The organism is Streptomyces sp. NBC_00212, from assembly GCF_045206365.1.
Lineage (GTDB): Bacteria > Actinomycetota > Actinomycetes > Streptomycetales > Streptomycetaceae > Streptomyces.
Genome location: NZ_CP108115.1, coordinates 5,464,495 through 5,490,881 on the forward strand (window position 1 = coordinate 5,464,495; position 26,387 = coordinate 5,490,881).

A 26,387-nucleotide genomic window follows, 5' to 3' on the forward strand; every position below is an offset into this window, starting at 1 on the left:
CCTCACGGGCTTCTTGATCCGCGGGGCCGGTCGGCGAGGCCTGTTGTGGTGCCGGCCGTTCCTGCGGTCGTGCCGCCGTTGTCGGTGCCGCCGGTGTTGGTGCCTGCGTCCGTGGCGCCGCCCTGGGTCTGGCCCTGTGTCTGCCCTTGCGTCGTGCCCTGGTTCTGGCCCTGCGTCGATCCTTGGGTCTGGCCCTGGTTCTGGCCTTGGGTCTGCCCCTGTGTCGTGCCCTGTGTCTGCCCCTGGGCCTGGCCTTGGTTCTGGCCTTGGGTCTGGCCCTGGTTGCGGCCGCCGGTCGTGCCCTGGTTCTGGCCCTGGTTCTGCCCTTGCGTCTGGCCTTGGTCCTGGCCCTGTGTCTGGCCCTGGTTGCTGCCGGGGGGCTGGGGCTGGGACGGGTTCGGGGGCGGCGGCTCGACCGGGACGCTCGCGCCGTCCTGGAGTTCCAGGTCGAAGTCCTTGGCCTCGCTGCCCTGGAGGGCGCCCTTGGTGTACTGGGCCCAGATCTGCGCGGGCGGCCCGCCGCCGTTCATGCGGGTGAAGCCGAGCGCCCCGTACAGCGGCTGCTGGACCGCCGTTTCGGGGTCGGCGCCCATCAGTGCGACGACGGTGGCCAGGTCCGGGGTGTAGCCCGCGAACCAGGCGGCCTTGTCCTGTTCGGCGGTGCCGGTCTTGCCGGCGGCGGGCCGCCCCGAGGCCTGGGCCGCCGTGCCCGTGCCGCCTTCGACGACGCTCTGCAGCATCGACGTCGTGGTGTCGGCGGCCTCGCGGCTGACGGCCTGCTTGGTGTCCTGCGAGGGCAGTTCGGTCTTCTCGCCGTCCTTGATGACGGATTCGACCATCGTGTACGTGCCGTGGCGGCCGTGGCCGGCGAGCGTGGCGTACGCCTGCGTCATGTCGAGGACGCTGGCGGTCGCGGTGCCGAGCGCGATGGACGGGCCGTTGGGCATGTCCGGGGTGTCGGCGGGGATGCCGAGGTCGATCGCGGTCTGTTTGACCTTGGAGGGGCCGACGTCGACGGCCATCTGTGCGTACACCGCGTTGACGGACTTGTCGGTGGCGGTGCGGACGGTGATCTGCCCGTACGAGGTGTCGTCCTCGTTGGCGGGGTTGTACGGGGTGCCCTTCCAGCCCTGCACATAGCGCTTGTTGGTGCCGTCGTAGACGGTGTTCGGGGTGATGGTGCGCCCGTCCTGGGTGGTCGATTCGTTGACGACGGCCGAGGTGAAGACGAACGGCTTGAAGGTGGAGCCGACTTGGAAGTCGTGCCGGGTCGCGTTGTTGACGTACTGCTTGGTGTAGTCGATGCCCCCGTACATCGCGAGGACCTTGCCGGTCGACGGGTCGATGGAGGCGCCGCCGACGCGGACGTTGCGGTCGGCCTTGCGGTCGGTGCTGAGCTTGGAGTTGACCTTGTCGTCGACGGCTTTGACGAAGGCGTCCTGCTTGTCCTTCTCGATGGTGGTGGTGATGCGGTAGCCGCCGGTCGCGAGGGTGTTCTCCTCGATGATCTTGTTGCTGGTGAGGTAGTCCTTGACGGCCTCGACGAGATAGCCGCGCTGGCCCGCGAGACCGGCCCGGGGCTTGACCTTTCCGGGGACGGGGAAGGTGGTCGCGGCCCGCTCGGCGGCGCCGAGCCACTTCTTCTTGACCATGCCGTCGAGTACGTAGTTCCAGCGGGCCAGCGCCCGGGGCTTGTTCTCGGGGTGGGCGATCACGTCGTACGCGCTGGGGGAGTTGAGCAGGGAGGCGAGGTAGGCGCCCTCGGCGGTGGTGAGTTTCTCGACGTCCTTGCTGTAGTACGCCTGGGAGGCGGCCTGGATGCCGTAGGCGTTGCGGCCGAAGTAGCTGGTGTTCAGATACCCGGCGAGAATGTCCTCTTTGGTCTCCTCGCGATTGAGTTTGATCGCGATGAAGAATTCCTTCACCTTGCGGGTGACCGTCTGCTCCTGGCCCAGGTAGTAGTTCTTGACGTACTGCTGGGTGATGGTGGAGCCGCCCTGGGTGCCCTTGCCGGTGAGGGTGTTCCAGGCGGCGCGGACCATGGCCTTGGGGTCGACGGCGCGCTCGGAGTAGAAGTCCCGGTCCTCGGCGGCCAGTACGGCGCGCTGCACGTTGAGCGGGACCTGGGCGAGCTGTACGTTCTCGCGGTTGATCTCGCCGTCCGAGGCGAGCTGGGTGCCGTCGGCGTACAGGAAGACGTTGGACTGGGCGGTGGCCCCGGCGTTGGCGGCCGGGATCGACACGAGCGTGTAGCCGGTGATGAAGCCGCCGATGAGCAGCAGGGCGGCGAGGAGGAAGAGGCCGAGCACGATGCGCCAGCGGGGGACGAAGCGGCGCCATCCGGTCCGCTTGGGGCGCTTGCCCGGTTTGGCCGGGTCGCCCGGGGTCCCGGGGCCCTGGCGCGGGGCGCCTGCTGCCGCGGCGGGCGCGGGCGCGGGTCTGTCGGCGGTGGGATCCCGGGGCGTCCACTTCTGCGGCGCCTCGTGTCCGGGCTTCGGGGGCTCCGGCTGCTCGTCGTCGCTCATGTCTCTCCGGCCGTTGCATCTCGGGTCGTTTGCGGAATGTATGGGGCGATATGCGGTGTAAGGACATCTTGCATGCCGCACCGCGGAAATTCCGTCGCGAAGGGCCGTGGGGCTGGGCTAGGCTCCCGCGCTTTGGTGTCCATGACGGTGAGGGGGCGTTCGTGCGGCTGTACGGGGTCGTGGCCGCGGGTGGGTTCCGGCGCTATACGACGTACCGGGTCGCCACCGCGGCCGGGATTTTCACCAACACTGTCTTCGGCGTGATCGTGGCCTACACCTATATAGCCCTGTGGGACCAGCGCCCCAACCTCGGCGGCTACGACCAGTCCCAGGCGCTCACCTATGTGTGGATCAGCCAGGCCATGCTCATGACGGTCAACCTGTTCGGCGGCGGCTTCGCGGACGAACTCGTGGAACGCATCCGTACGGGTGACATCGCGATCGACCTGTACCGTCCGGCCGACCTCCAGCTGTGGTGGCTGTCCGCCGATCTGGGCCGGGCGCTGTTCCACTTCCTGGGGCGCGGGGTGGCCCCGCTGGCCTTCGGCGCGCTGTTCTTCGACCTCGCGCTGCCGACGAACCCGCTGACCTGGCTCGCCTTCCTGCTCGCGGTCCTGCTCGGCGTGGTGGTGAGTTTCGCGCTGCGCTTCCTGGTGGCGCTCTCGGCGTTCTGGCTGCTCGACGGGGCCGGCGTCGCCTCGCTCGTGTCGATCGCGGGCCTGTTCTTCTCCGGGATGCTGCTGCCGCTCAACGCCTTCCCCGGCCTGCTCGGCGAGGTGGCCCGCGCGCTGCCGTGGTCCTCGCTGCTCCAGATCCCGGCGGACGTCCTGATGGGCCGGCACCGGGGCTGGGGCCTGCTCGGTGCGTACGGCTTCCAGCTCGGCTGGGCGGCGGCGCTGCTCGGCGTCGGCCGGGTGCTCCAGTCCGCGGCGGTACGGAGAGTGGTGGTGCAGGGTGGCTGAGACGGTGACCGAGCGTCGGCCGGCGCCGGGTGTGTGGGCGACGTACAGGATGATCGCCGGAATGTGGATCCGCTCCACACTCGCCTACCGGGCGTCGTTCGTGATGATGCTGGTCGGGAACTTCCTGGTGACCGCGTTCGACTTCGTCGTGATCGCCCTGATGTTCTCGCGGGTCCGCTCGCTCGGCGGGTACTCCTTCGCCGAAGTGGCGTTCCTGTACGGGACGTCGACGACCGCGTTCGGGCTCGCGAACGCGGTCCTCGGTTCGATCGACAAGCTGGGCGCGCGCATCCGCGACGGCACGCTCGACACGCTGCTCGTGCGCCCGGCGCCGGTCCTCGCCCAGGTCGCCGCCGATCGCTTCGGCCTCCAGCGCCTGGGCCGGCTCCTCCAGGGCGTGCTGGTCCTGGCGGGTTCGCTGCTGTCCCTGCACGTGCACTGGACGGTACTGAAGGTGCTCCTGGTGCCGGTGATGCTGCTCAGCGGCACCGCGATCTTCTGCGCGGTGTTCGTGGCGGGCGCGGCCTTCCAGTTCTGGGCGCAGGACGCGGCGGAGGTGCAGAGCGCGTTCACGTACGGCGGCCAGACGCTGCTCCAGTACCCGCCGACGGTGTTCGCCAAGGACATGGTGCGCGGCGTCACCTTCATCCTGCCGCTGGCCTTCGTGAACTGGCTGCCCGCGCTGTACATCCTGGGCCGCCCGTACCCGCTGGCCCTGCCGACCTGGCTCGCGTTCACACCGCCGCTGGTAGCGGCCGCGTGCCTGACGCTGGCGGGGCAGGCGTGGCGGGTGGGGATTCGTTCGTACCGCAGCACGGGGAGTTGACGGATGGACCTGAACTCACGTCACAGCAAGGGGAGTTGATGTGATGGACATGAACATGGACCTGGACCTGGACCTGGACAGGGACAGGGACAGGGACATGAACTTGGGCATGGACCTGATCGAACTCGACGAGGTGGAAAAGGTCTTCGACGTACGCCGCAAGACGGGACGGCTGCGTCGCGAAAAACGACAGGTCAGGGCGGTCGACGGGATCAGCTTCCGAGTGCCGCGCGGCGAGATGGTCGGCTACATCGGCCCGAACGGCGCCGGAAAATCCACCACGATCAAGATGCTGACGGGCATCCTCACCCCGAGCGCGGGCCGCCTCAGAGTGGCGGGCCTGGACCCGTCCCGAGAACGTACGAAACTGGCGCAGCGCATCGGCGTGGTCTTCGGCCAACGCACCACGTTGTGGTGGGACTTGCCGCTGTACGACTCGTACAAGCTGGCCCACCGCATGTACCGCATCCCGGACGCCCGCTTCCGCGAAAACCTGGACAGATGCGTCGAACTCCTCGACCTGTCAAGCCTGTTGGACGTACCTGTCCGCCAACTCTCCCTCGGTCAAAGGATGCGGGGTGACATCGCGGCGGCGTTGCTGCACGACCCGGACGTCCTGTACCTCGACGAGCCGACGATCGGCCTGGACGTCATCAGCAAGGCAAAGGTCCGGCAATTTCTGCGCGACCTGAACGCGGAACGCGCCACCACGATCCTGCTCACCACGCACGACCTGACCGACATCGAGCAGCTCTGCAAGCGGGTGATGGTCATCGACCACGGGCGCCTGATGTACGACGGCGCGCTGGCCGGACTGCACGAGGCGGGCGAGAGCGAACGCACCCTGGTGGTCGACCTGGAGCGCGAACTCCCGCCGGTACGGGCGGATGGCGCCCGCGTGGTGAAGGTGGAGGGCCCCCGCCAGTGGCTCGCCTTCCCCGCCTCGGCGTCGGCGGCACCGCTGGTCGCGCACATCGCGGAGGCGTACCCGCTGGTGGACCTGTCGGTACGTGAACCGGACATCGAGGCCGTGATCGCGAGAATGTACGAAGACCGAGGCCTTCACTAGTCTTCAGGCCATGACGAGTGAACCAACGGGTGGGCTGCCGGAGATGCGGGCCTCGGACGCCGAGCGGGAGCGGGTCGCCGAGTCGCTGAGGGACGCGGTAGCCGAGGGCCGGCTCGACATGGAGGAGTTCGAGCAGCGCCTGGAGGCGGCCTACAAGGCGCGTACGCACGGGGAGTTGGAGCCGCTCGTCCGCGACCTGCCGGCGCCGGGCACGGCGGGTCCTGCGGCCCCGGTGGCTCGACGCACGGAGGACGAGACGGAGATCCACTGGCCCTCCCGCATCGGCCACCCGCCCACCTCCAAAGGAGGCTTCGCCCTCTGGGGCGGCTTCAACCGGAAGGGCAACTGGACGGTGGCCAGGAAGTTCACCGCGTTCGCGATGTGGGGCGGCGGCGACATCGACCTGCGCGAGGCCCGCTTCGAGGACCGTGAGACGGTGATCCGCCTCTTCACGATCATGGGCGGCATCGGCGTGACGGTCCCGCCCGAGCTGAACGTCCAGGTCAAGGGCTTCGGAATCATGGGCGGGGTGGGCGGCAGCAAGGCCAACGGCGAGGGCACGCCGGGCTCGCCGCACGTCACGATCATCGCGTTCGCCCTGATGGGCGGGATCGGGGTGGACCGGAAGCTGCGGAAGGCGCAGAAGGAGCGGTTGCGGTTGGAGAAGCGGGAGGAGAAGGGGCGGAAGGAGCTGGGGTGAGGGTGCGAGTTTGGCTGCGGGTCGTGGGCGGCTGGTCGCGCAGTTCCGCGCGCCCCTAGCAGGGTGGATGCGGGCATACCCAGCCTGTCATGGGGGTCCCCCCTGGCCCTTAAGGCCTTGGGGGAGTTTGAGGACGAGCGGCTTTAAGGCGCGACCGGGGTCTGGGGCGGAGCCCCAGGGGACGACCACCGGGCCGCACCCGACGAACTCCCCCGGAGGGTCTCGGGAAGGGGCGGGGTGGGGAAGAAACCCGCCGCAGGCGCCCACCCACCCGCACTTGACCCCCGCCGAGCGCCACCTCACAACACCCCCAGATCCACCCCCCGCCCCATCGCCAGATACCCCGCATCAGACGGATGCAGCCGATCCCCCGAGTCGTACGGCCCCCACAAGGAACGCGGCGCATACGGATCCCGAAGCACCCGGTCTATGTCGACGACCCCGTCATAAACCCCACCCCCACGAATCGCGGAATTCACGGAACCCCGCACCCGCTGAACCGCCCCCGTACAACCCCGAACCCCGCCGCAAGGCGAAAGCGTCGTGCCAAGGACGCGCACCCCCCGCGCATGCCCCACCCGCACCAACTCCCGCATCCCCGCGAGCAGCGCGCCGGCATCCCGCTGCCCACCGAGCAGATCGTTGATCCCGAGCTCGACAACGACCGTACGAACCCCGGCCCGCGACAGCGCATCCCGCTGGAAGCGTTCGATCCCGCTGGGCCCGGCGAACCGCGCGAGCAGCGCGTTCCCGCCGATCCCGGCATTGAGCACGGCCCGAGGCGCCGAACCGTCGCTCGGGTCGAGGGCGGCGTGCGGCCCCCGGAGCCGCCCGGCCAGCACATCCGTCCAGCGCCGATCGGCCCCCGGCGTGGACCCGACCCCCTCGGTTATCGAGTCCCCGAACACGACGACGCTGCCGGCCGCGGCCCCGGGCCCCTGCACATCGAGGGCGGTGACATACCGCCAAGCGCCCGTGACCTGCGCAAACACCCCGGGGTCGGCCGCACGGTCGATGTCACCCCGGGCCACGAACGAGGTCTGCTGCGCCCCGGGGTGCCAGGTGACGGGCCCGGCCGCGTACACGGAAACGTAAAGATCACCCGAGGCGGGCACCTCGAAGGCGAGCGGGTCGCTGACGACCTCCCCGCCGGCCGGCACGGAGACCCGCGCGAGCCCGCGGAAGGTCAGCGTCCGCATGGTCCGCGCGGGGTCGGCCACGGTGGCGAGCGTGGTGTGGCGCAGGTCGAGCGGGGCGTGCCCGAACAGGTTGGACACGGTGACGCGGGCCCGGCTCCCGCCGAGCGACGTGTGCACGACATTGCGTACGGTCCGGGCCGAATCGCCCCCGGGCTCGGCGCCGACGGGAGCGGCGTACCAGGTCCCGGCCCAGTCGCCGTCGTCGTCAGAACCCGCCCCGGCCCGCTCGGGCACGACCACGGCGTAGACGGTGGCGGCGAGCAGCACCACCACAGCGAGCAGGGCAAGGCGCCCGGCATGCGACCGAAGCGTCCGCATGGACATGATCCGAATGTACGGAGCGAAGGCCCGCGGGGCCACGCGAACGAGTGGTCGCACGGGCGCACGGGAACTGAACGTGCGCGCCGTAAGTACTTCAGGTAGAGGTCGTACGGAACGGATCCTGGACGTACGAGACAGATCGGGGTCGTGCACAGGCACGGCGGGTGGAGCGAAGCGTATGGAACGTACGAGATCGGGGCCCGACGCCGAGGTGGCGGTCGAGGCGGACACGGCCGCGCGCACGCCCCGCTCGTCCCCCTTCGCCTACACGGCGGCGGACGAGGAGAAGCGCCGGGGCGTGCGCCGTATGAAGGCGACGGCGACGGGCCTGCTGCTCCTGGTCGCGGTGGTCTTCGGCCTCGCGACGTGGGCGGACCGCTCGGGCGCGGGCGCGTGGGCGGGTTACGTCGCGGCGGCGGCCGAGGCGGGCATGGTGGGTGCGCTGGCGGACTGGTTCGCGGTGACGGCCCTGTTCCGCCGCCCGCTGGGCCTGCCCATCCCGCACACGGCGATCATCCAGAACAAGAAGGACCAGTTCGGTGCCACGCTCGGCTCGTTCGTGGGCGAGAACTTCCTGTCGGCGGCCGTCGTACGCACCCGCCTCCAGGCCCTGGGCATCGGCCGTCGCCTGGGCACCTGGCTCGCGGAGCCCGAGCACGCGGACCGGGTCACATCGGAGCTGGCCACGGCCCTGCGCGGCGCGCTGACGGTGCTCAGGGACTCCGACGTCCAGGCGGTGGTGGGCGAGGCGATCACGCGCCGGGCGGACGCGGCGGAGATCGCGCCCGGCCTCGGCAAGGCGCTGGAGAAGATCGTCGCCGACGGCAGCCACCGCAAGGCCGTGGACCTGGTCTGCGTACGGGCCCACGACTGGCTGGTGCTGCACGGGGACTCCGTGATGGACGCGGTGCAGGGCGGCGCCCCCGGCTGGACCCCGCGCTTCGTGGACCGCAAGGTGGGCGAGCGCGTCTACAAGGAGCTGCTGCGCTTCATAACCGAGATGCGCGACATGCCGGCCCACCCGGCGCGCGGCGCCCTGGACCGCTTCCTGGCGGACTTCGCGGCCGACCTCCAGTCGGACTCCGAGACCCGGACCAGGGTGGAGCGCTTCAAGTCGGAGATACTGGCCCGCCCCGAGGTCCAGGACATCATCGCCTCGGCGTGGTCCTCCGTACGGTCAATGATCATCGCGGCGGCGGAGGACGACCACAGCGAACTGCGCCTGCGCGCCAGGGCGTCCCTGCTCTCCCTGGGCACCCGCCTGTCCACGGACCCCCGCCTCCAGTCCAAGGTGGACGGCTGGCTGGAGGACGCGGCGGCGTACGTGGTCTCGACCTACCGTGCCGAGATCACATCACTCATCACCGACACGGTGGCGTCGTGGGACGCGAACGACACGTCACGCAAGATCGAGGCGAACATCGGCCGCGACCTGCAGTTCATCCGCATCAACGGCACGGTGGTCGGAGCCCTGGCGGGCCTCCTGATCTATACGGTGTCGCACGCGCTGGGCGGGTAGAGGCATGGGAGGGGTTCCTGTTGGAATCCATCGGGCGCATGACCGACAGGCCTGTCCCTGCCGTACGGCCATGCGCCCGACCACCGTGGGGAGTTGCCCTTAAGTACGGCCCGGGGCCGGACTCTGTTCAGCGGGTCGGGAAATCTCTTCCTTCCCGGCTCTCTTCTACTCGGCGGAATTACGGGTGACAGCCCAGGAGGCGACGGCGACGGCCCCGGCCACGCCGAAGACGGAGGGCCAGGCGCCAACCTTCTTGGCCAGCGGGTGAGACCCGGCGAAGGCGGCGACGTAGGCGGTGGTGAGCCCGACGGCAGCCTTGGTCCCGGCGGCCTGCTGCCATTGCCGCGCGGCGAGCGCCCCGGCCGCGGCCAGCGCCACCCCGCCAAGGGGCCGCTTCTTGGTCCACCGGGCAACCCCGTACCCCCCGATGAGCCCGCCGGCCGCGATAGCAGTTGCGGGAACCTTTGCCATGGTTTGCCTCCTGAAGTGCGGTTTCTTTGAGGCTAACGGGCGCACGCTGGGGGGCTTCTAGGGGGGCCTGGGGGTGCGGGGTGTTGGGGCCCCGCGTGGCGAAGCCCTGCCTAGCTGAGCCGCTCTGCCCGTACGGCATCCACGAATGCACCCCAGGCGCCATGGCAGAACATTAGCCGGGGCCCCTCGGCCCACTTCGAGTCGCGTACGGCACAGATCGCACCGAGGCTGAAGGACGCCTCGACGCATTCGCCACCCGAGCCGTTGCTGTAGCTGCTCCTGAACCACGGGCCGGTGGTGGGCGGGTGGGGCGTGTTGTTCATCGGGAGTGCTCCTCCATCGCGCTTCTCATGAGGTGCGTCGAGCGGGACGGACTCAACGCGAGGGCCCGAAGGTTGTCGAAGGCCTTGGTGTACTGCCCTACATCATGCGGCGTGTCCAGGTAGGTGGCATCGGTCATGCCATCGCGATACACGAGGTCGAGATCTTCCTGCTCGGGAAAACCGAGGATGGTGAAGGCGCCCGTGGCCGGATAGGTCCCAGCGGTGAAGGGGAGGACCTGGAGTGTTACGTTCGGCAAAGCGCTTACGGCCAGCATGCGTTCGAGCTGCTCGTGCATCAGCTTGGTGTCGCCGACGACGTGACGCAGCACGGCCTCATGGACGATGAACCACGCATCCGGTGCGCCCTCCTGCGTGAGCAGGGACTGTCGCTCCATGCGTACTGTCACGGCGCGTTCCAGATCCTCGGGCGTCATCTGATTGGTCGCACGGTGTAGTTCTGCTGCGTATTCGGCGGTCTGCATCAGCCCGGGCACGAACTCGCACTGGTACTGCCGCAGGTTCGAAGCTGCCTGCTCGAAGCCGACGTATCCAGCGAACCAGGGGGGAACTCCGGTGCCGTGCGCCTGCCACCAGCCGCGGACCTTCGAGTCCTTGGCCAGCGCCATGAGGAGCTCACGCAGTTCCTCGGAGGTGGCGTAGAACCGGCACAGGGCGTCGACATCCGAGGGCTGGACCCGTCCGTTCCCCGTCTCCAGCCGGTTCACCTTGGAGCCGCTCCAGTGCAGCGCCTCGCCGATCTGGTTGCAGGTCAGGCCGCTCTCCTCGCGGAGCTTCTTGAGTTCGATCGCCAACCGGCGGCGACGGGCAGTGGGCGAATCGGCCATCTCAACTCCTGGGTCCTTAGGGGAAGTTCCATCTCATCTGAAGGCCGGCGGATCGCCAATCACTCGATGGAGCGAATCCCTGTGTGCACATTGCATAGCGGGATGGGCGATGGGATCGTCTCACTTGGAGTTACGAGAGGCGACTGTTGGTTACAAGCCGCTCGTTGAGCCCTGACTTTGGGATGCCACCAGGCTGGGAGGTAGCCGACATGCTCTTCTACGACGGCGAAACCGTGAATCAGCGACGCTCGAAGTACGGGGTGGCTGAGGTGAACGGATGCCGATTCGGAATCGATCGCAAGGCGTGGGATCTGCCGTTCCTGGCTGAGCTTGAGGAACTCGCGGCCCTGAGACGCATCATGCGTCTCCATCTGACGATGTGGGGCTTGCCGCATGTCGTCGAGTCCGCTCAGCTGTGCGTGACGGAACTCGTAGCCAACGTGATCACGCATGTGGGTCCGCAGACTCCGACGACTCTGGCCGTGTCCATGAATGGCAACCTCCTCCGCATCGAGGTGGTCGACCCCGATACGCGCGCGCTGCCAACTCTCCTCGCAGCAACGACTGATGACGAGTCGGGGAGAGGGATGGCACTCGTCGAGGCGACAGCGGAGCGTTGGGGAGTCGTCCTCAGGGCGGATACGAAGGTCACGTGGTGCGAACTCGCCACCGGCCTCCGCTCCGCAGACGACCATCTCGATGACCCTCAAGTGGCTAGGGCGGAAGTGCTGTTGGGGCTCTACTGCTGCGAGGCCAAGCCAGCGCAGGCGTCCGCCAGCCGTGTTTCCCTATCCGTTGCGGAGGAAGCCACGATCGAAGTGATCGTCGACCTCCTCCGCTGGCTGCGTGTCCATGGCCGAGATTCGGATGCTGTCATGGAATGCGCCTGGGGACGCTTCGAGTCGGCACCACAATGATGGCGCTAATTACTTAGGACTCGGGTAGGTCGCTAGAGCGGCGCAATCTCACTTTGGATGCTGAGCTGATTGGCTGTGCGCTCGGGAATCGTCAGAAGAGTTTACTTTCTGCGGGGGTATCGATTGGCCACACCTCGACCGCGATCTTGGCGAGATCTCTTTGGCGGTCAACAATTCCCTGGGTGCTCCATGCGGAGTTGTCGGCGTCCCATAGACGAGATAGCCCGGTATTCGTCGTGACTAGCAGGGACGATGACTCATACGCTGCCGCCTTATCCGGGAAGGTCCTGTTAGATGCCGCCCGATTTTTGCGGCCGAGCAGGAGAGTCTGATTTCCGAGACGGTTGATCCATGTTCCGTGCTCTGAGAATCTGTATTCTGGCGCCGGAGATTGGGGATATATGTGCTCCACGTGAACGGTACTTGTGTTTGCCACAACCACGTCATCGACGCCCGCAGATATCCTTAGATGCTGCTCGATCTTGGTCAAGAGATAGCGCGCTTGAGTGCTTCGCGGCACGGGAGCCTTCTCGAAGTCACTTCGGAACGTCTCGTCGTCAGGTATCCAATCTCTAATTTGTCGGCTTGCCGATTCGAGGGGCAAGCCGCCGTTAACTGCTTTAGCAAGACCAAAGAGTTTCTCTTCGAGCAGGGTCGATTCACGGCGCCCAACTACGGTCCAACGCACATAGAAGGTGAGGATTTCTCGCGCGACTCTGCACATCTCGCTATAATTCGTTTTGCCCGACACTGCTAGCAGTAGTGGATAGGCGGCATCTGCACCCAGAGCCCGCACCTCGTCCAACAGCCCGTTGAGTGGCTCGTGATCGGTCCCGGAAACAATCAGGTCGATGTACCGTCCTGATGCATCCTGTAGTTCCGCTGCGAAGTGTCGGACCTCGTACCTCGGGAGCTCTTCGTCGAAGCGAGTTGTCAGATGTGAACGTATCGTGGTGTATAGGCTGTGCGAGCGAACGTCTCCATGGCGAGATACCCAGAAGTGGCGGAGGAACTTTTCGATGTCCTCTCTGCGTTCAAATCGGTCCAATAGGGCTTGCCATGCGTTATTTACTCGCCCTTTCTCGGCGTCGTCCCGGCTCTTCTCCATGAGGAAGTTTCGGACAAGGTCTACCGTGGAAAGATCTTTCCCTCGCGAGTTGATTGTTTCGAATACTTCATTGGCGTCACTCGATGTTGGCGTCTGTATTTCGACGAACACCAAGCCTTTCACGAGGCAGTCTTTAAGGTCATCTAGCCAGTCAAGGCGTTCGTCATCAAGCGGAATGTTCGCTATTGCATTTGTTATGTGAGTTTGAAAGTTCGAGTAGGCATCTTGGATCAGCTTATGGGAAGGGCGTGTTGGTTTCTCTGTGCTCACCACTTTTCCGGTCGTCTCATTCCAGTCCTGAATGAAGTCCTTGAAGAAGTCGCGGTCGAATAGTGAGAGGGTAAGGAACAGTTGGGGGCGGGAGTGCCTGCCGTCCTTTCTTGCGATGTAGTCGCGCTGGATGTTGTTCGCCATGAGTCGGGCTTCTGTGGAAGCCATTTGACCAAGCGTGTCTCGTATTGCCGCAATCAGGATCGTCGAGGTAGTCAAACGTTGCTGCCCATCAAGCAATGAACGGCTGGTCACCTTGTCGTCAGTGATCGTCACGATAGGGCCGATGAAGTACTCAGTAGATGCCTCACTTCCAGTCTGTCGCGCTTTCATAAACTTCTGAATGTCGGACCAGTAGGTGTCAACTTCTTTTTTACCCCAGGCGTACTGGCGCTGGCTGTCGTCAGGGACCTCTACCGGAGGGTTGTTAGCTCCGATGAGTTGCCCAAGAGTCTGTCGTGCCGCGTGCTTGATGATCGCCATCAGGAACTCCCTGCCCCGTTGTTTCTCGGGCACGATAGTCGCCAAGTGTCAGCCAGTGCCCCCTTGCTCCGGCGTGGCGCGCCGAGCGGCTCAAACCCGCACCTTGGAACCTTGCAGGATTCCTAGAATTTTGTCAGCTTTCGTAAATTACGGTCAATTATGGAGGAATTGCTTAAAAGGGTAATTTTCGTTCGTTTCGTTCTGCTCGTGCCGGCTGTGAAGGTGTGGCCTTGGTGCTGGTAGATTCTTGTTTGTCTGTCGTTAGCTGTGCGTGAGGTGTAGATCTGTGGCAAGTTCAGTCTCCAATACCGCCCCGCATTACCTACATCAGGTTCTTAGTCGTGTGCATGCGTCTGGAGCTCAAAGCCTGCGTGAAGGATGGTCTGGCGTTCTGGATGCGGAGTGGGGGTCTGGTGAATTCGCCAGGCGGCATGCTGAAGTCGCGGCGTTGCTTTCTGAGACGATGCAGCAAGTTCAAGCCCTGCCCGAGCGCGCCCGACTGAGGTACTCCAGATACTTCTCGGATTGGTGGCTGGCCGTGGTTCAGCCAAATTCTGGGTGGACGGATCCGGGGCGAAGCGCCAATGGCCTTATTACTCAAGATATCTTGGATCATCTAGAGTCGGCGGCTGATCAGATAGATGGAGCTTTGGCTGGCACCAGTTCTGCGCCACGCGGGAGCAATCTCCAGGATTTGAAGGATAGCTGCACTTCATGGCTTGAAATCTTGAGAGGCGCGCCAGCTGGGGACTTGCCGGTCACGTTGCAGGAAGGTCTGATCTCTCAGATCCTTCATCTCATCTGGCTTATAGATAATGCCGACTTGTTTGGTGGCTCACGCATTTCACGCGAGGCCAATCAAGTGATCGGTTCGCTTGCGCAGGCGGCCGTGGTGAACCGGGGCGATGTTGAGACTACGGGGCGCTGGAAGCGTGCGCTTCTTGCATTTATCGCGTCAGCTGCACTATTTACGACCGGTGCGACTGAACTCCAGAATGCGATTGGGGCGGGGGACGGGCTTGTCAAAGAGATTGGCTCGGTTGTGGATGGTTTGAGCGGGTAGTTGTGGACTGGTCGGGCTGAATTGATGATCTTGAGTGGAGCCCATCGGGCGGCGCGGTTGATTCGCCAGCGGGGTTGTCACCACTTGGGATGTGACCATCGAGGGTAGAGCTTCCAGTCGAGCTGGCATGGTCGCTTGATGTCAAGAACGGTCGATATCGGTCACGGATCTCATCGTCGTGAGTTAGGTTCCATCTATGGGGATTCGGGATCTGCTTCGCGACGTCACAACAACGTACGACCGACATGCGGGGTCGCGGAGGGATGTGCCCGGGCAACGAGTGCTCCGGGAGGTCGCCAGGCGGACTGACTTGCTGCTTCCTCCAGGGTTCGCCGCAGAGGGCCACGGCGGGCAGGCAACCCCTGCGGCTACTCCCTGGATCGGGCTGTTCGATGCCAGGGGTAACAGTGACCCCAAGCAGGGGCTGTACTTGGCGTACATCTTCAGCGCGGACTTGAGGGACGTGGCCCTGACCTTGCAGCAGGGCATCACCTCGCTGGAGAAGCGCCTAGGCAAGGGCCGGGCGCGTGAGGAGCATCTGCGACGCCATGCCTCGCGACTTCGTCGGGCGGTGGCGACCCAGCGGCGGCAGGGATGGATAGACCAGCCTTCCCTCCGTGACAGAAGTACCAGGCCGAGGGCTTACGAAGCCGCTAGCGTCATCGCGCGGACCTACGCGACGGATCGGCTGCCTGACGAAGTCGTTCTGCAGGGCGATTTGATGCATGCCGTCGACCTTCTTCGAAGTGCGGAGTTGGCCAACGAAGCGTGGTGGTTCGCGGACAGTAGTCAGACCCTTGAGGTTGGCTATGACGTATCGAGCCACGATGGCAGCGATGATCCATTGGCTGGGTTCAAGCCGAAGGACAGTTCTGACTACGTGGCCAACATCAAGGCTAAGCAGCAGGTGAAGCGGCGTAGTCATGAGAGGCTCATCAAGGACTTCGCCATCCACTCCGCATCGTGCGGGTATGCCGCGAAGACGGATGGCCAGCACCCCAAAGACCTCGTTCTCTCACGGCGTGGGGCGGGGGCTGAGGGTGCCGACGAATGGTTGGTCGAGGCGAAGGTTGTTCGGAACGGCAACCCTACGGAGGCCGTCCGGCAAGCGGTTGGGCAACTCCACGAGTACAGATACTTCTTGTATCCGGAACAGCGGCGTCCCCGCCTCATTGGTCTGTTCTCGGAGGAGATAGGGGTGTACTCGGGATATCTAGAGGACCACGGCATCGCCTCTATCTGGCAGACGAGTGAGGCGTGGGGTGGGTCTCCACTGGCCCGCGAGTGGGGTCTGGCTAGGTAGCTGGCTGCCGACGAGGCGGCCGGTGGTTTGGACTCACCGGCCGCCCCCAGGGTCTTTAGTCAGCCCCGTGGCAGTCCCCATAGTTGACCCCCGACCCGCACCAGCAATCCGCCCCCCGCCCCGGCGGCCACGCCACGGCTCGGCCTCGGGCTGCCAGGGTCGTCGCGTACTGCGGTAGTAGGTCCGCGTTTGCCGGGGACGAGGATTCCGAGGCTGCGAAGGCCTCGTACGAGGGGACCGTTGCCGTCACGATGCCCAGGTTCGGGGTGCCCGCTGCCGCCAGTTCGCGCAGGGATGCCTCGATGTCCAGCAAGTGGGCGGCATGCGTGGGGTATTCGGACTGGAGCTCCGGGTACGCCGTCAGGAGTTCGTCCAGTTCTGGTTCCGGCCAGTGCAGGACCGCTACCGGGAACGGGCGGGACAGAGCCGCCCGGTAGCTGCCCAACTCCGCTCGCAGGCGGGCCAGTTCGGCCTGGAGCTCGGCCGGGTCCTCCGAGCCCAGGGACCACAGGCGCTTCGGGTCGTGGAGTTCGTCCAGGGTGATCGGCGCCGTGTGCAGCTCGTCGGCCAGGGTGTCCCACGTGTCGTGGGCCAGGGCCAGCAGGCGGCGCACCCGGTGACGAGTCGTCAGCAAGGACTGCGTGCTGTACGGGATTCCTGTCGTGTCCACCGCCTCCTCTCCAACTCCCAGCAGTGTCAATGCTGTTGTCAGGGAGGCGTGGGCCAGGTCCAGTTCGTCGTGGGCCTCCAGCGTCTCGGCGACGATCTCCCACGCCGCCGGGTCCAGCGGGGCCGCCGCCCGGATGCCCTCGATGATGGCGCGGGCCTCCGGCTCGTGGCCGTACTCCCACAGGTTCGCGGCCTTGAACGCCTTCACCAGGTGGGGGTGGTCCACCTTCGAGGCCAGCAGGCGGTCGTAGAGCGTGGTCGCCTTCGGGCGGTCGCCGGCGAGTTCCAGGTGGGCCGCGGCCTGTAGCAGCAGGGGCTCGTGGTCCTCCGGGTACTGCGCCGCGGTGCGCAGCAGACGCTCGGCTTCGGCAGTGTGATCGGCAGGCGTGTCGGGGCGCATGAGGGACACCGTACTGCTGTACGGGGGCCCGGCGGAGGGCGCTTCCGGCCCTGGTGGGTCGAGTCCGTCACGTTGCGGGCCTGGTGAGTTGTGGCGGCGGCACCTACCCTGCGCCCGTGCGCACAGGGATACCGGTGATGGTGCAGGGCGGACGCGCCCGGCGGGCCTGGGCGGCCCGGGGGCTGTGGGCCGGGGCCGAGCTCGCCGTGACGTTCGGGCTGCTTGTCCTGCTGCTCGTCGCGCACCAGCTGTGGTGGACCAATCGGGAGGCCCGGGCCGAGGCCGGGCGCACCGTCCATTCCCTGGAGGAGGAGTGGGGGGCTTCCCCTCATCCGGTGGCCTCCGCCACGACGCCCGACGAGCAGGTCGCCGTCGGGGACGACCCCGCCGCCGGCGCCCCTCACCCCTCCGGGGGTAAGGCCGCCTCCGGTGCGAAGATCACCCCGCACGGTGACCAGGCGTACGCCGTCATCCGGATTCCCCGCATCGGGGTCACCGCGCCCATCGCCCAGGGGATCAGCAAGGCCGGTGTGCTCGACAAGGGGTACGTCGGGCACTACGTGCAGAGCGCCCAGCCGGGGCAAGTCGGCAACTTCGCGCTCGCCGGGCATCGAAACACCCACGGGGAGCCCTTTCGCTACATCAATGAGGTGAGGGCCGGTGACCAGGTGGTTGTTGAGACTCGGGACACCGTCTTTACGTACGTTGTTGACTCCGTACTGCCCCAGACCTCCGCCCGCGACAGCGGGACCATAGCTGCCGTTCCCCGTAGTGATGTCAAGCCCTCGTACGGGTACAGCGCGCCCGGGCGCTACATCACGCTCACCACCTGTACGCCCGAGTTCACCTCCACCTATCGCCTTGTTGTGTGGGGCAAGTTGCAGGCGAGCCGTCCGCGCTAGCGTTCGGACATGCGTCGTCGTCGATCTCATGTGCTCTGGCTGGGGGTGCCCTACCTGCTGTATCTGGGGGCGCTGCCCTTCGTGAACAAGGTGCGGCCCGTGGTCTTCGGGTTGCCTTTCCTCTTCTTCTGGCTGCTGATCGCGACGCTGGTCACCCCACTCGCCATCTGGTTCACCTGGCGGGGCGACAAAGGCATGCGGGGCGACAAGAGCATGAGGGGGGCACGCGATGAGTAGTGCCGCTGTTGCCACCACCATCTTCGGGGTCTTCATGGTGGGCACCGTCGCGCTCGGGCTCTTCGCCGTACGTGGCCGCGGGGGCGGCGGGGGCGGGCTCGCCGAGTGGTCCGTCGGCGGGCGGAGCCTGGGGACCGTGTTCATCTGGGTGCTCATGGCGGGCGAGAGCTACACCAGTTTCAGCTATCTGGGTGCCGCGGGCTGGGGATACAACTACGGCGCCCCGGTGCTGTATGTGGTCGCCTACATGTCGTGCGGCTATGCCGTGGGATATGTCGTCGGGCCCATGTTGTGGGGCTACGCAAGAAAGCACGGGCTTGTGGGGATCACCGACATGGTGGCCCACCGGTACGGGCGGCCCTGGGTCGGGGCGCTCGTCGCGCTGCTCGCGACCGTCTTCCTGCTGCCGTACATCCAGTTGCAGATCACCGGCATGGGCGTGGTCGTGTCGACCATCTCGTACGGTGCCGTCTCGCTCAACTGGGCTTATTTCATTGCCTTCGCGGTCACCACAGGGTTCGTGGTCGTGAGCGGGCTGCGCGGCAGCGCCTGGGTGTCCGTACTCAAGGACGTACTCGTCATCGCCACCCTGGCCTTCCTCGCGATCTATGTGCCGCTGCACTACTTCGGCGGGTACGGGGACTTTCTCGACCGGGTCGTGAGCGAGAAGAGCGACTGGCTCACGTTGCCGGGGCACGGCGGGGCGTTCGGGGAGGCGTGGTTCGCCACCACGTCCGTGCTCAACTCCCTCACGGTTGTTATTTTTCCGACCACAGTCGCCGGGTATCTCGGGGCGCGCAGTGCCGATGCCCTGCGGCGCAACGCCATGCTGCTGCCCGCCTACAACGTGCTGCTCTTCGTGCCCATGCTGCTCGGGATGGCGGCGATCTTCGTCGTGCCGGGCCTTGCCGGGGCCGACTCCAACCTCGCGCTCTTCAAGCTCGTCGTCGACTCGCTGCCCGCCTGGACCGTCGGGCTCATCGGGGTGGCCGCGGCGCTGTCCTCGATCGTGCCGATGGCGGTGTTCATGCTGGTCATCGGCACGATGTGGGGGCGCAGTGTGCTCTCGCTCGTGCCCCGGCTGAGAGAGCGGCAGAAGGGTGCCTCGCAGGTCGTGGTGGTCGTCGCGGGGGCGCTCGCCCTGCTCATGACGTACACCGTGCCCAACACCCTCGTACGGCTCTCGCTCATCTCGTACGAGGGGATGGCACAGCTCCTGCCGATGCTGCTTCTGGGGCTTGTGTGGCGGAAGTTGACTCTGGTGGGCGGGCTCGCGGGGCTTGCTGTCGGGGTCGGGGTGGTGTGCGGGTTCGTGTTCACCGACCGCGATCCGGTGTGGGGCGTCAACGCCGGGATCATCGCGCTCGGCCTCAACCTCCTTGTGGCGCTTGCCCTTTCGTACCTCGGGCCCAAGGAGGCGCCGGCCGAGGGCGACGTACTGGCCCGCGATCCCATCTACGACGAGGAGCCCGCCTCCCTGTGAGCATGAGCGTCCTCAGCGGCGTGAGCGCAGGGCCACCGTCAGGGCCGCGGCCGCCAGCGCCAGGGCCGCCGACACCGCGATCACCGTGTTCGGGCCCGCCGGGGCCACCGCGATCGTGAGGGCGACGCCCGCCGACGAACCGATGTAGCGGGCCGTGTTGTTGGCGCCCGAGCCCATCGCCGCGCGCTCGGCCGGGACCGATTCGACGGCGAGGCGGGGGAGCGCGGCGTTCAGGAGGCCGCTGCCGGCGCCCGCGACCAGGAGGCCGGGGACGAGGCGGAGCAGCGGGCCGGAGGCGAGGGCGCCGAGCATCGCGAGGACTCCGGCCGCGTGCAGGACGAAGCCGATGGCCAGCTGGTGGCGGGCGGCGACCCGGCCCGCCAGGCGCCTGGCCTGGAGCGCCACCACGAACGCGGTGCCCGACCACAGGACGAACAGCCAGGCCGCGTTCATCGGCGAGGTGCCGAGCAACTGGCTGAGCAGGGCGGGCAGATAGCTGAAGAAGCCGATCACCGAGAGGCCGGTGAACAGGGCGCCCGCCGAGGACGCCAGGAACTCGGCGCGGCGGAAGAGCGCCAGGTCGATCATGGGGGCGGCGGCGCGGCGCTCGACGTATACGAAGGCGGTCGTCAGGACGGCGGCCGCCACTACCAGGGCGAGGACTGCCGGGCGCAGCCAGCCGTCGCGGCCCAGGGTCAGCGCACCGATCAGGGAGGTGAACGCGAGGCCCAGCATGACCGCGGCCGGCACGTCCGGGCGGCCGCCGCGCGGGGCCCGCGACTCGGTCAGCGCGCGCACCGCGAACCCGGCCGTGACCAGCGCCGGGACGGCCAGAATCCCGTATACCAGACGCCAGTTGAGGGTGGCCAGGCTGCCCGCGAGGAGCGGGCCGAGGGCTATGCCGCCGCTGACGAACGCGCCCCACACGCCGGTGGCGCGGATGCGGGCGGCGCCCGCGGGGAAGGCCGCGACCAGGAGGCCGAGGCTGCTCGCGAGGATGGCCGCGGACGCCATGCCCTGGGCGACGCGGGCGAGGGTGAAGGTCAGGGTGGTCGGGGCGAGGGCGCCGAGCGCCATGGTGAGGCCGAGGGCGAGGGTGCCGGCGAGGAAGACGCGGCGGCGGCCGTGGTCGTCGGCGAGGCTGCCCGCGATCAGGAGCAGCGCGGCGAGACCGAGCGGGGCGCCGTTGAGGAGCCAGGCCTGGGCGGAGAGCGCGGTGTGGAAGGACGCGGTCATGCCGGGCAGCGTCAGCATCGGGGCGGTGTAGTTCATCAGCGCGACGGCGGTGGCGGCGCTGGTCACGGCGAGCGTGGCGCCGGGCCGGCCGCCGGTCCCGGGGGCCTGGGCGGGCGGCGTCGTCGTGGTGGTGCGTACTGCCTGCGTCATGGGTTCCCTCACGGGGGCACGGGGCACGGGGCATTTGGGCATGGGGCATTTGGGCATGGGGACGGGGTATTGGGCGTCAGGTCTGCGGCCCGATCAAATACTGGTTCAGTGAATGAACCTTGATTTTCTCCGACCCTAGCACTGAAGGTTCGTTCAGTGAACCCACCCGGTAGACTCGGACGCATGGCTCTCGGCAAGGACTACGACTACGCCGCGCAGGAGTGCTCCATCGCCCGCGCGCTGGAGATCGTCGGCGAGCGCTGGACGCTGCTCGTCGTGCGGGACGCGCTCTACGGGGTGCGCCGCTACAACGACTTCCTGGTCCACCTCAAGATCCCTCGGGCCGTGCTGGCCGCCCGCCTCCAGTCGCTCACCGAGGCCGGGGTCCTGGAGAAGCGCCGCTACCAGGAGTCGCCGCCGCGCGACGAGTACGTGCCTACGGAACTGGGGCGCGCACTGTGGCCGGCGCTGCGGGCGCTCGGGCTCTGGGGGCGGGCGTTCAATCCGGACGCGCGGCCGATGCGGACCTTCCACCACGCCGAGTGCGGGACCGAGCTCGGGTCGTACGGGGAGTGCCGGGCATGCGGGCGGGCGGTCGACCCCGAGGACGTCGAGATGCGGCCCGGCGCGGGGCTCGGCCCGGCCGTGGACCCGGTGAGCCGCGCGCTGCGGGCGCCCCGGCGACTGTTGCAGCCCCTCGAAAATCAGCCGCTGTGACGTGATTCGCTCTGGTGGAGCCCCCTGCCGAAGCGTCGTGTATAACGGCTGGAGGGAAATCCGCAGCGCATGAGCGACTCCGTATGAGCGGCTCCGCATGAGTGACTGCGCATGAGTGACCGCACGTGAGTGGTTGCACATGAGTGACTGCGACTGAGTTGAGCGAGTGAGGGAGGGCAGCATGGACGGCGTCATCGCGCGTTCCGTACGGGTTGCCCGGCCGGTGCTCGGTCTCTTCCTCTTCCTGCTCGCCCAGGCCGTCCTCGTCGAGGGCGGCATGATCTCGGCCGCCGTCGCGCTCGCCGCTACCGCCGCCGCGGGCTCCGCGCTCGCCGTGTGCGCGACGCTCGCCTCGCGCGCGGTGCCGCAGGTGGCCCGCACCAAGGTGCGTACCGCGATCCGCGACCGGGAACGGCGTACCGCCTTCCTGCCGCAGCGCGACCCCGACGCCTCCGGGCGGCCCCGGCCCCGAGCGCCCGGGGCTCTCGTCCCGACGGCCGCGTAGGGGCACCCTCGTAACGCTCCGCCCCTCCCGGCTCGTCACGCCGACATGCACGTCACTCACGTGCGCTCACATGGCATTCCTGACGAGACGCCCCGGAGGGCCTCCTCATGCTCACATCCCTTTTCAGCGCTTTCGCGAGCCTCGCCGAGCACCTCGCGAGCCTGCTCGAACCGCTCTTCCACGGTGCTTCGACGGCCGCCGCGATCGTGCTTTTCACCGCTCTCGTACGTCTCGCCGTGCACCCACTGTCGCGGCAGGCGGCGCGGGGCCAGAAGGCGCAGGCCAAGTTGCGGCCGCAGATGGCGGCGCTGCGCGAGAAGCACGGCAAGGACAGCAAGGCGCTCCAGAAAGCGGTCATGGAGCTGCACGCCGCCGAGAAGGTGTCGCCGCTGTCGGGCTGCCTGCCCAGCCTGCTCCAGATGCCCGCGTTCTTCCTGCTCTACCACCTGTTCTCCAGCAAGCAGATCGGCGGGAAGGCGAACGCCCTGCTCGACCACACGCTCTTCGCCGCGCCGCTCGGCGGGAACTGGTCGCAGGCGCTCGCCGACGGCGGGATCTTCGGGGCGCGGGGCCTGGTCTACCTCGTACTGTTCGCGATCGTCGCGGCCGTGGCCACCTTCAACTACCGGCGGATGAAGCGGCAGATGGCGGCCACGCCGGTGCCCGTCGTCGCGCCGGGCGGGCAGGACGCGGTGCCCGGGATGGCGGCGATGACCAAGTTCATGCCGCTGCTGTCGTTCGCCACGCTGTTCACGGTCGGGGTGGTGCCGCTCGCGGCCGCGCTGTACGTCGTGACCAGCACCACCTGGACCGCCGTCGAGCGGGCCTTCCTCTACAAGGACATGCTGCCCGCGCCGGCCGCGCTGGCGACCGCAGCCTGAGCGCTCCGCAGGCAGGAGCGCATAGCACCCCGGACGCTGGTTACGGTCCAGTTTGTGAACGGGGTCTTGCGGAGTGGACGTCTTCCTTGGAGGATCGGACGATCCTCCGATGGCCGCTACCCATCGGCCGGGCCCGGCTCGACCAAGGGAGACTGACCATGAAGCTGCTGCGTGCAGGCAACGCCGGCGAAGAGCGTCCGGCGCTGCTCGACGCCGACGGGACCCTGCGGGACCTGTCCGGCCTGGTGTCGGACATCGACGGCGAGCTGCTCGCCGACGAGTTCGCCCTGGACCGGATACGGGCCGCCGCCGACACCGGCGTGCTGCCCGCGTTCGAGGACGCCGGGGCGCGCATCGGGCCGCCGGTCGCGCGGATCGGCAAGGTCGTGTGCATCGGGCTGAACTACCACGACCACGCCGAGGAGACCGGGGCCGCGATTCCGGCCGAGCCGGTCATCTTCTTCAAGGCGGCGGACACGGTGGTCGGGCCGAACGACACCGTGCTCGTACCGCGCAAGTCGGTCAAGACCGACTGGGAGGTCGAGCTCGCCATCGTCATCGGGCGCACCGCGCGGTACATCGGCGACGACGAGGATCCGCTGGCGTACGTCGCCGGGTACGCGGTCTCGCACGACGTGTCCGAGCGGGAGTTCCAGATCGAGCGCGGCGGCACGTGGGACAAGGGCAAGAACTGCGAGACGTTCAACCCGCTCGGGCCGTGGCTGGTCACCCGGGACGAGGTCCCGGACCCGCAGGCCCTCTCGCTCAAGCTCTGGGTCAACGGGGAGCTCAAGCAGGACGGCTCCACGGCGCAGCAGATCTTCCCCGTCGCGGAGGTCGTCCGCTACGTCAGCCAGTTCATGACGCTGTACCCGGGGGATGTCATCAACACGGGAACCCCTGCGGGGGTGGCCATGGGGCAGCCCGAGCCGAAGCCGTATCTGCGGGCGGGGGATGTTGTAGAACTGGAGATCGAGGGGTTGGGGCGGCAGCGGCAGCAGCTCAAGGACGCCTAGCCTGGCGTCATGAGGAGGCACCATGACCGTCCCGCAGTTCGGGCAGGCCGAAGTGGCGCTTGATGAGTTCGAGGCGTTCGATGCCGCGGCTCCGGAGGGCTTCCACGTCGAGCTGATCAACGGGAGGGTCCTGGTGTCCCGGGCTCCGGACGGTGACCACGACGAGAGCGTGATGTTCATCGGGGACCAGGTGCGGGCGCGCCGTCCCGAGCTGCGCATGTACCAGGAGCGCGGGTTGACTGTGCCCGCCTACCGAGCCGGGCGGGCGCGCGTCGACGGCGCGGTTGCCCCGCTCGGGTATTTCCGAGGGCAGCCGTCCTGGTCGGATCCTGAGGGCGTCCTCATGGTCGTCGAGGTGACTTCGGGATCCGAGCAGGACGCTGACGTGGACCGTGTCGACAAGCGCGACGCCTACGCTCAAGCGGGGCTCCCTGTCTACCTGCTCGTCGACCGCCACCGCGGCGAGGCCGTCGTGCACTGGGACCCGGAGGGCGGCACCTACCGGCACTCGGCGACAGCCGCCTTCGGTGCCAAATTGGCCCTCCCCGAACCCTTCGGCTTCGACCTCGACACCTCCGAGCTCGCCTGACGGCTCAGTCGGCCGGTGCGGCTCCGCGCCCCCGCACCGGCCCTCACCCCTGCTTCAACCTGCGCAACCCCTCCACCACCAGCGCATGATCCTCAGCCTGGGGCAGCCCGGACACCGTGACCGTGCCCACGACGCCGACCCCCTCCACCGTCACCGGGTATGAACCCCCGTGTGCGGCAAAGGAGTTGGGGTCCAGGCGGGACGACTCCTCGAACGTCGTGCCCTTCGCGCGGAAGCGGGCGCCGACCAGGAACGATGGGGCCGCGTAGCGTTCGGCGACGCGGCGCTTGCGGTCGATCCAGGCGTCGTTGTCGGCGCTGGAGCCGGGCAGCGTGCAGCGGAACACCTGCCGGGTGCCGTGCTGTACGTCGATGGCGACCGGAGCTTCGCGCTCCACGGCCAGGGAGCGCAGCAGCATGCCGAGCTCCCAGGCGTCCTCGTACGTGAACTGCCGCAGAACCAGGCTCTGTTGCTCGGCCTCCAGGACGGACACCGGGTCCGCCGCCGGGGCCCCCTCCGCCGCCTCGCGGTGTGCCGCCGTGTCCCGGGCCCTCACAGTGCCAGCTCCACGGTCACGCCCTCGCGGGCCGAGCGGCGGGCCGCTTCCAGGACGTCCAGCGCGGCCGCCGCCTCGTGCGCGGTGACCGGGGGTTCGCCGCCCTCGCGCAGGGCCTTCGCGATCGCCGCGTAGTACGCAGGGTAGTCGCCCGGCACCGTTTCGAGGGGGCGGCCGCCGCCGGTCTGGGGGGACTCGCCCGAGCCCACCCGGCCCCACATCGACTCCGGCTCCACGCCCCACGGCTCGTCCGCCGAAGGCCGCTTGCCCTCGCGCAGGGCCGCCTCCTGAGGGTCGAGGCCGTACTTCACATAGCCTGCGGCAGAGCCCAACACCCGGAAGCGCGGGCCGAGTTGGGCGGTCGTCGCGCTGACGTACAGGTGCGAGCGGACGCCGCCGGCGTGCGTGATCGCGATGAAGGTGTCGTCGTCGGCCTCGGCGCCGGGGCGGCGCACGTCGGCCTCCGCGTAGACGCGAAGGGCCGGGCCGAACAGGACGAGCGCCTGGTCGACGACATGGCTGCCCAGGTCGTACAGCAGCCCGCCGATCTCACTCGGGTCGCCCGACTCGCGCCAGCCGCCCTTGGGCTGCGGCCGCCACCGCTCGAAGCGCGACTCGAACCGCTGGACCTCGCCGAGCTCGCCGTCCGCGAGCAGCGCCTGGAGAGTCAGGAAGTCGTTGTCCCAGCGGCGGTTCTGGAAGACGGAGAGCGGCAGGCCGCGCTCCTCGGCGAGGGCCGCCAGGTCGCGCGCCTCGGCGGCGGTGCCGGCCAGCGGCTTGTCCACGACCACCGGCAGACCCGCCTTGAGCGAGGCGGTCGCGATCGGGACGTGCGTCTTGTTCGGCGAGGCGATCACGACCAGGTCGAGGCCCGCGTCGTACAGCTCCTCGGGGGAGGCCGCGACGCGCAGCGAGTCGCCGTGCTCGGCGCGGGCCTGCGCCTGGCGCTCGGGGTTCGAGGTGACGACCGTGTCGAGGACGAGGCCGTCGGTCGCGGCGATCAGCGGGGCGTGGAAGACGGAGCCCGCCAGGCCGTAGCCCACGAGTCCCACGCGGAGGCCGTCGGTCTGGGGAGCGTTCATGGGATCCTTCATGCCAACCACTTAAGCAACGCTGTTGCCAAAGTGCAAGCAAGAGGGACA

Annotated in this window: 26 protein-coding genes; 16 read left to right on the plus strand and 10 right to left on the minus strand. The window is 67.8% G+C overall.

The genetic code is table 11. From position 1 onward, the window contains the following. Positions 1-2 precede the first annotated feature (2 nt). Positions 3-2,525 (minus strand): transglycosylase domain-containing protein, encoded by a 2,523-nt coding sequence (locus OHA17_RS25070; protein ID WP_406508459.1) that lies wholly within the window; start codon positions 2,523-2,525, stop codon positions 3-5. A gap of 161 nt (positions 2,526-2,686) precedes the next feature. Here OHA17_RS25070 and OHA17_RS25075 point away from each other — a divergent pair, with 161 nt between their 5' ends. The 4 genes from OHA17_RS25075 to OHA17_RS25090 all read left to right on the plus strand — a co-directional run bounded on the left by OHA17_RS25075 (position 2,687) and on the right by OHA17_RS25090 (position 6,082). Continuing rightward, positions 2,687-3,487: an ABC transporter permease gene (locus tag OHA17_RS25075; protein WP_406508460.1), complete on the plus strand. Its 801-nt coding sequence runs from the start codon at positions 2,687-2,689 to the stop codon at positions 3,485-3,487. A 49-nt stretch (positions 3,488-3,536) separates the two neighbouring features. Continuing rightward, positions 3,537-4,313 carry an ABC transporter permease gene (locus OHA17_RS25080; RefSeq protein ID WP_406510804.1) on the plus strand — a complete coding sequence of 259 codons (777 nt, stop codon included), beginning with the start codon at positions 3,537-3,539 and terminating at the stop codon, positions 4,311-4,313. 109 nt (positions 4,314-4,422) lie between these two features. Continuing rightward, positions 4,423-5,382, plus strand: a complete 960-nt coding sequence (locus OHA17_RS25085; RefSeq protein WP_406510805.1) for an ATP-binding cassette domain-containing protein — start codon at positions 4,423-4,425, stop codon at positions 5,380-5,382. 43 nt (positions 5,383-5,425) lie between these two features. Beyond that, a complete protein-coding gene (locus tag OHA17_RS25090; RefSeq protein ID WP_406510806.1) occupies positions 5,426-6,082 on the plus strand; it encodes a DUF1707 domain-containing protein in 657 nt (218 codons plus the stop codon). A 299-nt stretch (positions 6,083-6,381) separates the two neighbouring features. Here the strand turns inward: OHA17_RS25090 and OHA17_RS25095 are convergent, their stop codons facing one another. Further along, on the minus strand, positions 6,382-7,605 hold the full coding sequence (locus tag OHA17_RS25095) for a GDSL-type esterase/lipase family protein (RefSeq protein WP_406508461.1): 1,224 nt from the start codon (positions 7,603-7,605) through the stop codon (positions 6,382-6,384). Between the two features lie 175 nt (positions 7,606-7,780). Between OHA17_RS25095 and OHA17_RS25100 the strand changes: the two genes are divergently transcribed. Next, a complete protein-coding gene (locus OHA17_RS25100; RefSeq protein WP_398872245.1) occupies positions 7,781-9,121 on the plus strand; it encodes a DUF445 domain-containing protein in 1,341 nt (446 codons plus the stop codon). A 165-nt stretch (positions 9,122-9,286) separates the two neighbouring features. Here the strand turns inward: OHA17_RS25100 and OHA17_RS25105 are convergent, their stop codons facing one another. From OHA17_RS25105 to OHA17_RS25115, 3 genes are all read right to left on the minus strand, one after another. Beyond that, a complete protein-coding gene (locus tag OHA17_RS25105; protein WP_053730296.1) occupies positions 9,287-9,592 on the minus strand; it encodes a hypothetical protein in 306 nt (101 codons plus the stop codon). Positions 9,593-9,702: 110 nt separating this feature from the next. Further along, positions 9,703-9,915, minus strand: a complete 213-nt coding sequence (locus OHA17_RS25110; protein ID WP_406508462.1) for a DUF397 domain-containing protein — start codon at positions 9,913-9,915, stop codon at positions 9,703-9,705. Further along, the gene (locus OHA17_RS25115; RefSeq protein ID WP_406508463.1) at positions 9,912-10,760 is read right to left on the minus strand and encodes a helix-turn-helix domain-containing protein; all 849 of its coding nucleotides are present in this window, start codon (positions 10,758-10,760) and stop codon (positions 9,912-9,914) included. Before OHA17_RS25115 ends, OHA17_RS25110 begins: the two co-directional genes overlap by 4 nt. A 209-nt stretch (positions 10,761-10,969) precedes the next feature. Here OHA17_RS25115 and OHA17_RS25120 point away from each other — a divergent pair, with 209 nt between their 5' ends. Further along, positions 10,970-11,677, plus strand: coding sequence for an ATP-binding protein (locus OHA17_RS25120; RefSeq protein WP_406508464.1), 708 nt, complete (start codon positions 10,970-10,972; stop codon positions 11,675-11,677). Positions 11,678-11,768: 91 nt separating this feature from the next. On the opposite strand, the gene OHA17_RS25125 is transcribed toward OHA17_RS25120, so the two are convergent. Then, complete coding sequence (locus OHA17_RS25125) at positions 11,769-13,538, minus strand: DUF262 domain-containing protein (RefSeq protein WP_406508465.1); 1,770 nt, start codon at positions 13,536-13,538, stop codon at positions 11,769-11,771. Positions 13,539-13,824: 286 nt separating this feature from the next. Here OHA17_RS25125 and OHA17_RS25130 point away from each other — a divergent pair, with 286 nt between their 5' ends. Both OHA17_RS25130 and OHA17_RS25135 read left to right on the plus strand, forming a co-directional pair. After that, positions 13,825-14,601, plus strand: a complete 777-nt coding sequence (locus tag OHA17_RS25130) for a hypothetical protein (RefSeq protein WP_406508466.1) — start codon at positions 13,825-13,827, stop codon at positions 14,599-14,601. A gap of 196 nt (positions 14,602-14,797) precedes the next feature. Then, complete coding sequence (locus OHA17_RS25135; RefSeq protein ID WP_406508467.1) at positions 14,798-15,904, plus strand: MrcB family domain-containing protein; 1,107 nt, start codon at positions 14,798-14,800, stop codon at positions 15,902-15,904. 55 nt (positions 15,905-15,959) lie between these two features. On the opposite strand, the gene OHA17_RS25140 is transcribed toward OHA17_RS25135, so the two are convergent. Beyond that, positions 15,960-16,973, minus strand: a complete 1,014-nt coding sequence (locus OHA17_RS25140; protein WP_406508468.1) for an SEC-C metal-binding domain-containing protein — start codon at positions 16,971-16,973, stop codon at positions 15,960-15,962. 116 nt (positions 16,974-17,089) lie between these two features. Here OHA17_RS25140 and OHA17_RS25145 point away from each other — a divergent pair, with 116 nt between their 5' ends. Genes OHA17_RS25145 through OHA17_RS25155 form a run of 3 tightly spaced genes read left to right on the plus strand, consistent with a single transcriptional unit; the run spans position 17,090 to position 19,595 of the window. Further along, positions 17,090-17,875, plus strand: coding sequence for a class E sortase (locus OHA17_RS25145; protein ID WP_406508469.1), 786 nt, complete (start codon positions 17,090-17,092; stop codon positions 17,873-17,875). A gap of 9 nt (positions 17,876-17,884) precedes the next feature. Further along, positions 17,885-18,112: a DUF3311 domain-containing protein gene (locus OHA17_RS25150; RefSeq protein ID WP_406508470.1), complete on the plus strand. Its 228-nt coding sequence runs from the start codon at positions 17,885-17,887 to the stop codon at positions 18,110-18,112. Continuing rightward, positions 18,105-19,595 (plus strand): sodium:solute symporter, encoded by a 1,491-nt coding sequence (locus OHA17_RS25155; protein WP_406508471.1) that lies wholly within the window; start codon positions 18,105-18,107, stop codon positions 19,593-19,595. Before OHA17_RS25150 ends, OHA17_RS25155 begins: the two co-directional genes overlap by 8 nt. Positions 19,596-19,607: 12 nt before the next feature. Here the strand turns inward: OHA17_RS25155 and OHA17_RS25160 are convergent, their stop codons facing one another. Next, a complete protein-coding gene (locus tag OHA17_RS25160) occupies positions 19,608-20,981 on the minus strand; it encodes an MFS transporter (protein WP_406508472.1) in 1,374 nt (457 codons plus the stop codon). Between the two features lie 183 nt (positions 20,982-21,164). On the opposite strand from OHA17_RS25160, the gene OHA17_RS25165 reads away from it, so the two are divergent. The 5 genes from OHA17_RS25165 to OHA17_RS25185 all read left to right on the plus strand — a co-directional run bounded on the left by OHA17_RS25165 (position 21,165) and on the right by OHA17_RS25185 (position 24,689). Beyond that, positions 21,165-21,698: a winged helix-turn-helix transcriptional regulator gene (locus OHA17_RS25165; RefSeq protein WP_406508473.1), complete on the plus strand. Its 534-nt coding sequence runs from the start codon at positions 21,165-21,167 to the stop codon at positions 21,696-21,698. A gap of 181 nt (positions 21,699-21,879) precedes the next feature. Continuing rightward, complete coding sequence (locus tag OHA17_RS25170) at positions 21,880-22,203, plus strand: DUF6412 domain-containing protein (RefSeq protein ID WP_053730286.1); 324 nt, start codon at positions 21,880-21,882, stop codon at positions 22,201-22,203. A gap of 107 nt (positions 22,204-22,310) precedes the next feature. Next, on the plus strand, positions 22,311-23,084 hold the full coding sequence (locus tag OHA17_RS25175) for a YidC/Oxa1 family membrane protein insertase (RefSeq protein WP_406508474.1): 774 nt from the start codon (positions 22,311-22,313) through the stop codon (positions 23,082-23,084). A gap of 158 nt (positions 23,085-23,242) precedes the next feature. Beyond that, a complete protein-coding gene (locus tag OHA17_RS25180) occupies positions 23,243-24,100 on the plus strand; it encodes a fumarylacetoacetate hydrolase family protein (protein ID WP_406508475.1) in 858 nt (285 codons plus the stop codon). 22 nt (positions 24,101-24,122) lie between these two features. Further along, positions 24,123-24,689, plus strand: a complete 567-nt coding sequence (locus OHA17_RS25185; RefSeq protein ID WP_406508476.1) for a Uma2 family endonuclease — start codon at positions 24,123-24,125, stop codon at positions 24,687-24,689. A gap of 43 nt (positions 24,690-24,732) precedes the next feature. On the opposite strand, the gene OHA17_RS25190 is transcribed toward OHA17_RS25185, so the two are convergent. Further along, a complete protein-coding gene (locus OHA17_RS25190) occupies positions 24,733-25,182 on the minus strand; it encodes a heme-degrading domain-containing protein (protein WP_406510807.1) in 450 nt (149 codons plus the stop codon). 59 nt (positions 25,183-25,241) lie between these two features. Next, a complete protein-coding gene (locus OHA17_RS25195; protein WP_406508477.1) occupies positions 25,242-26,327 on the minus strand; it encodes a Gfo/Idh/MocA family oxidoreductase in 1,086 nt (361 codons plus the stop codon). Between the last annotated feature and the right edge of the window lie 60 nt (positions 26,328-26,387).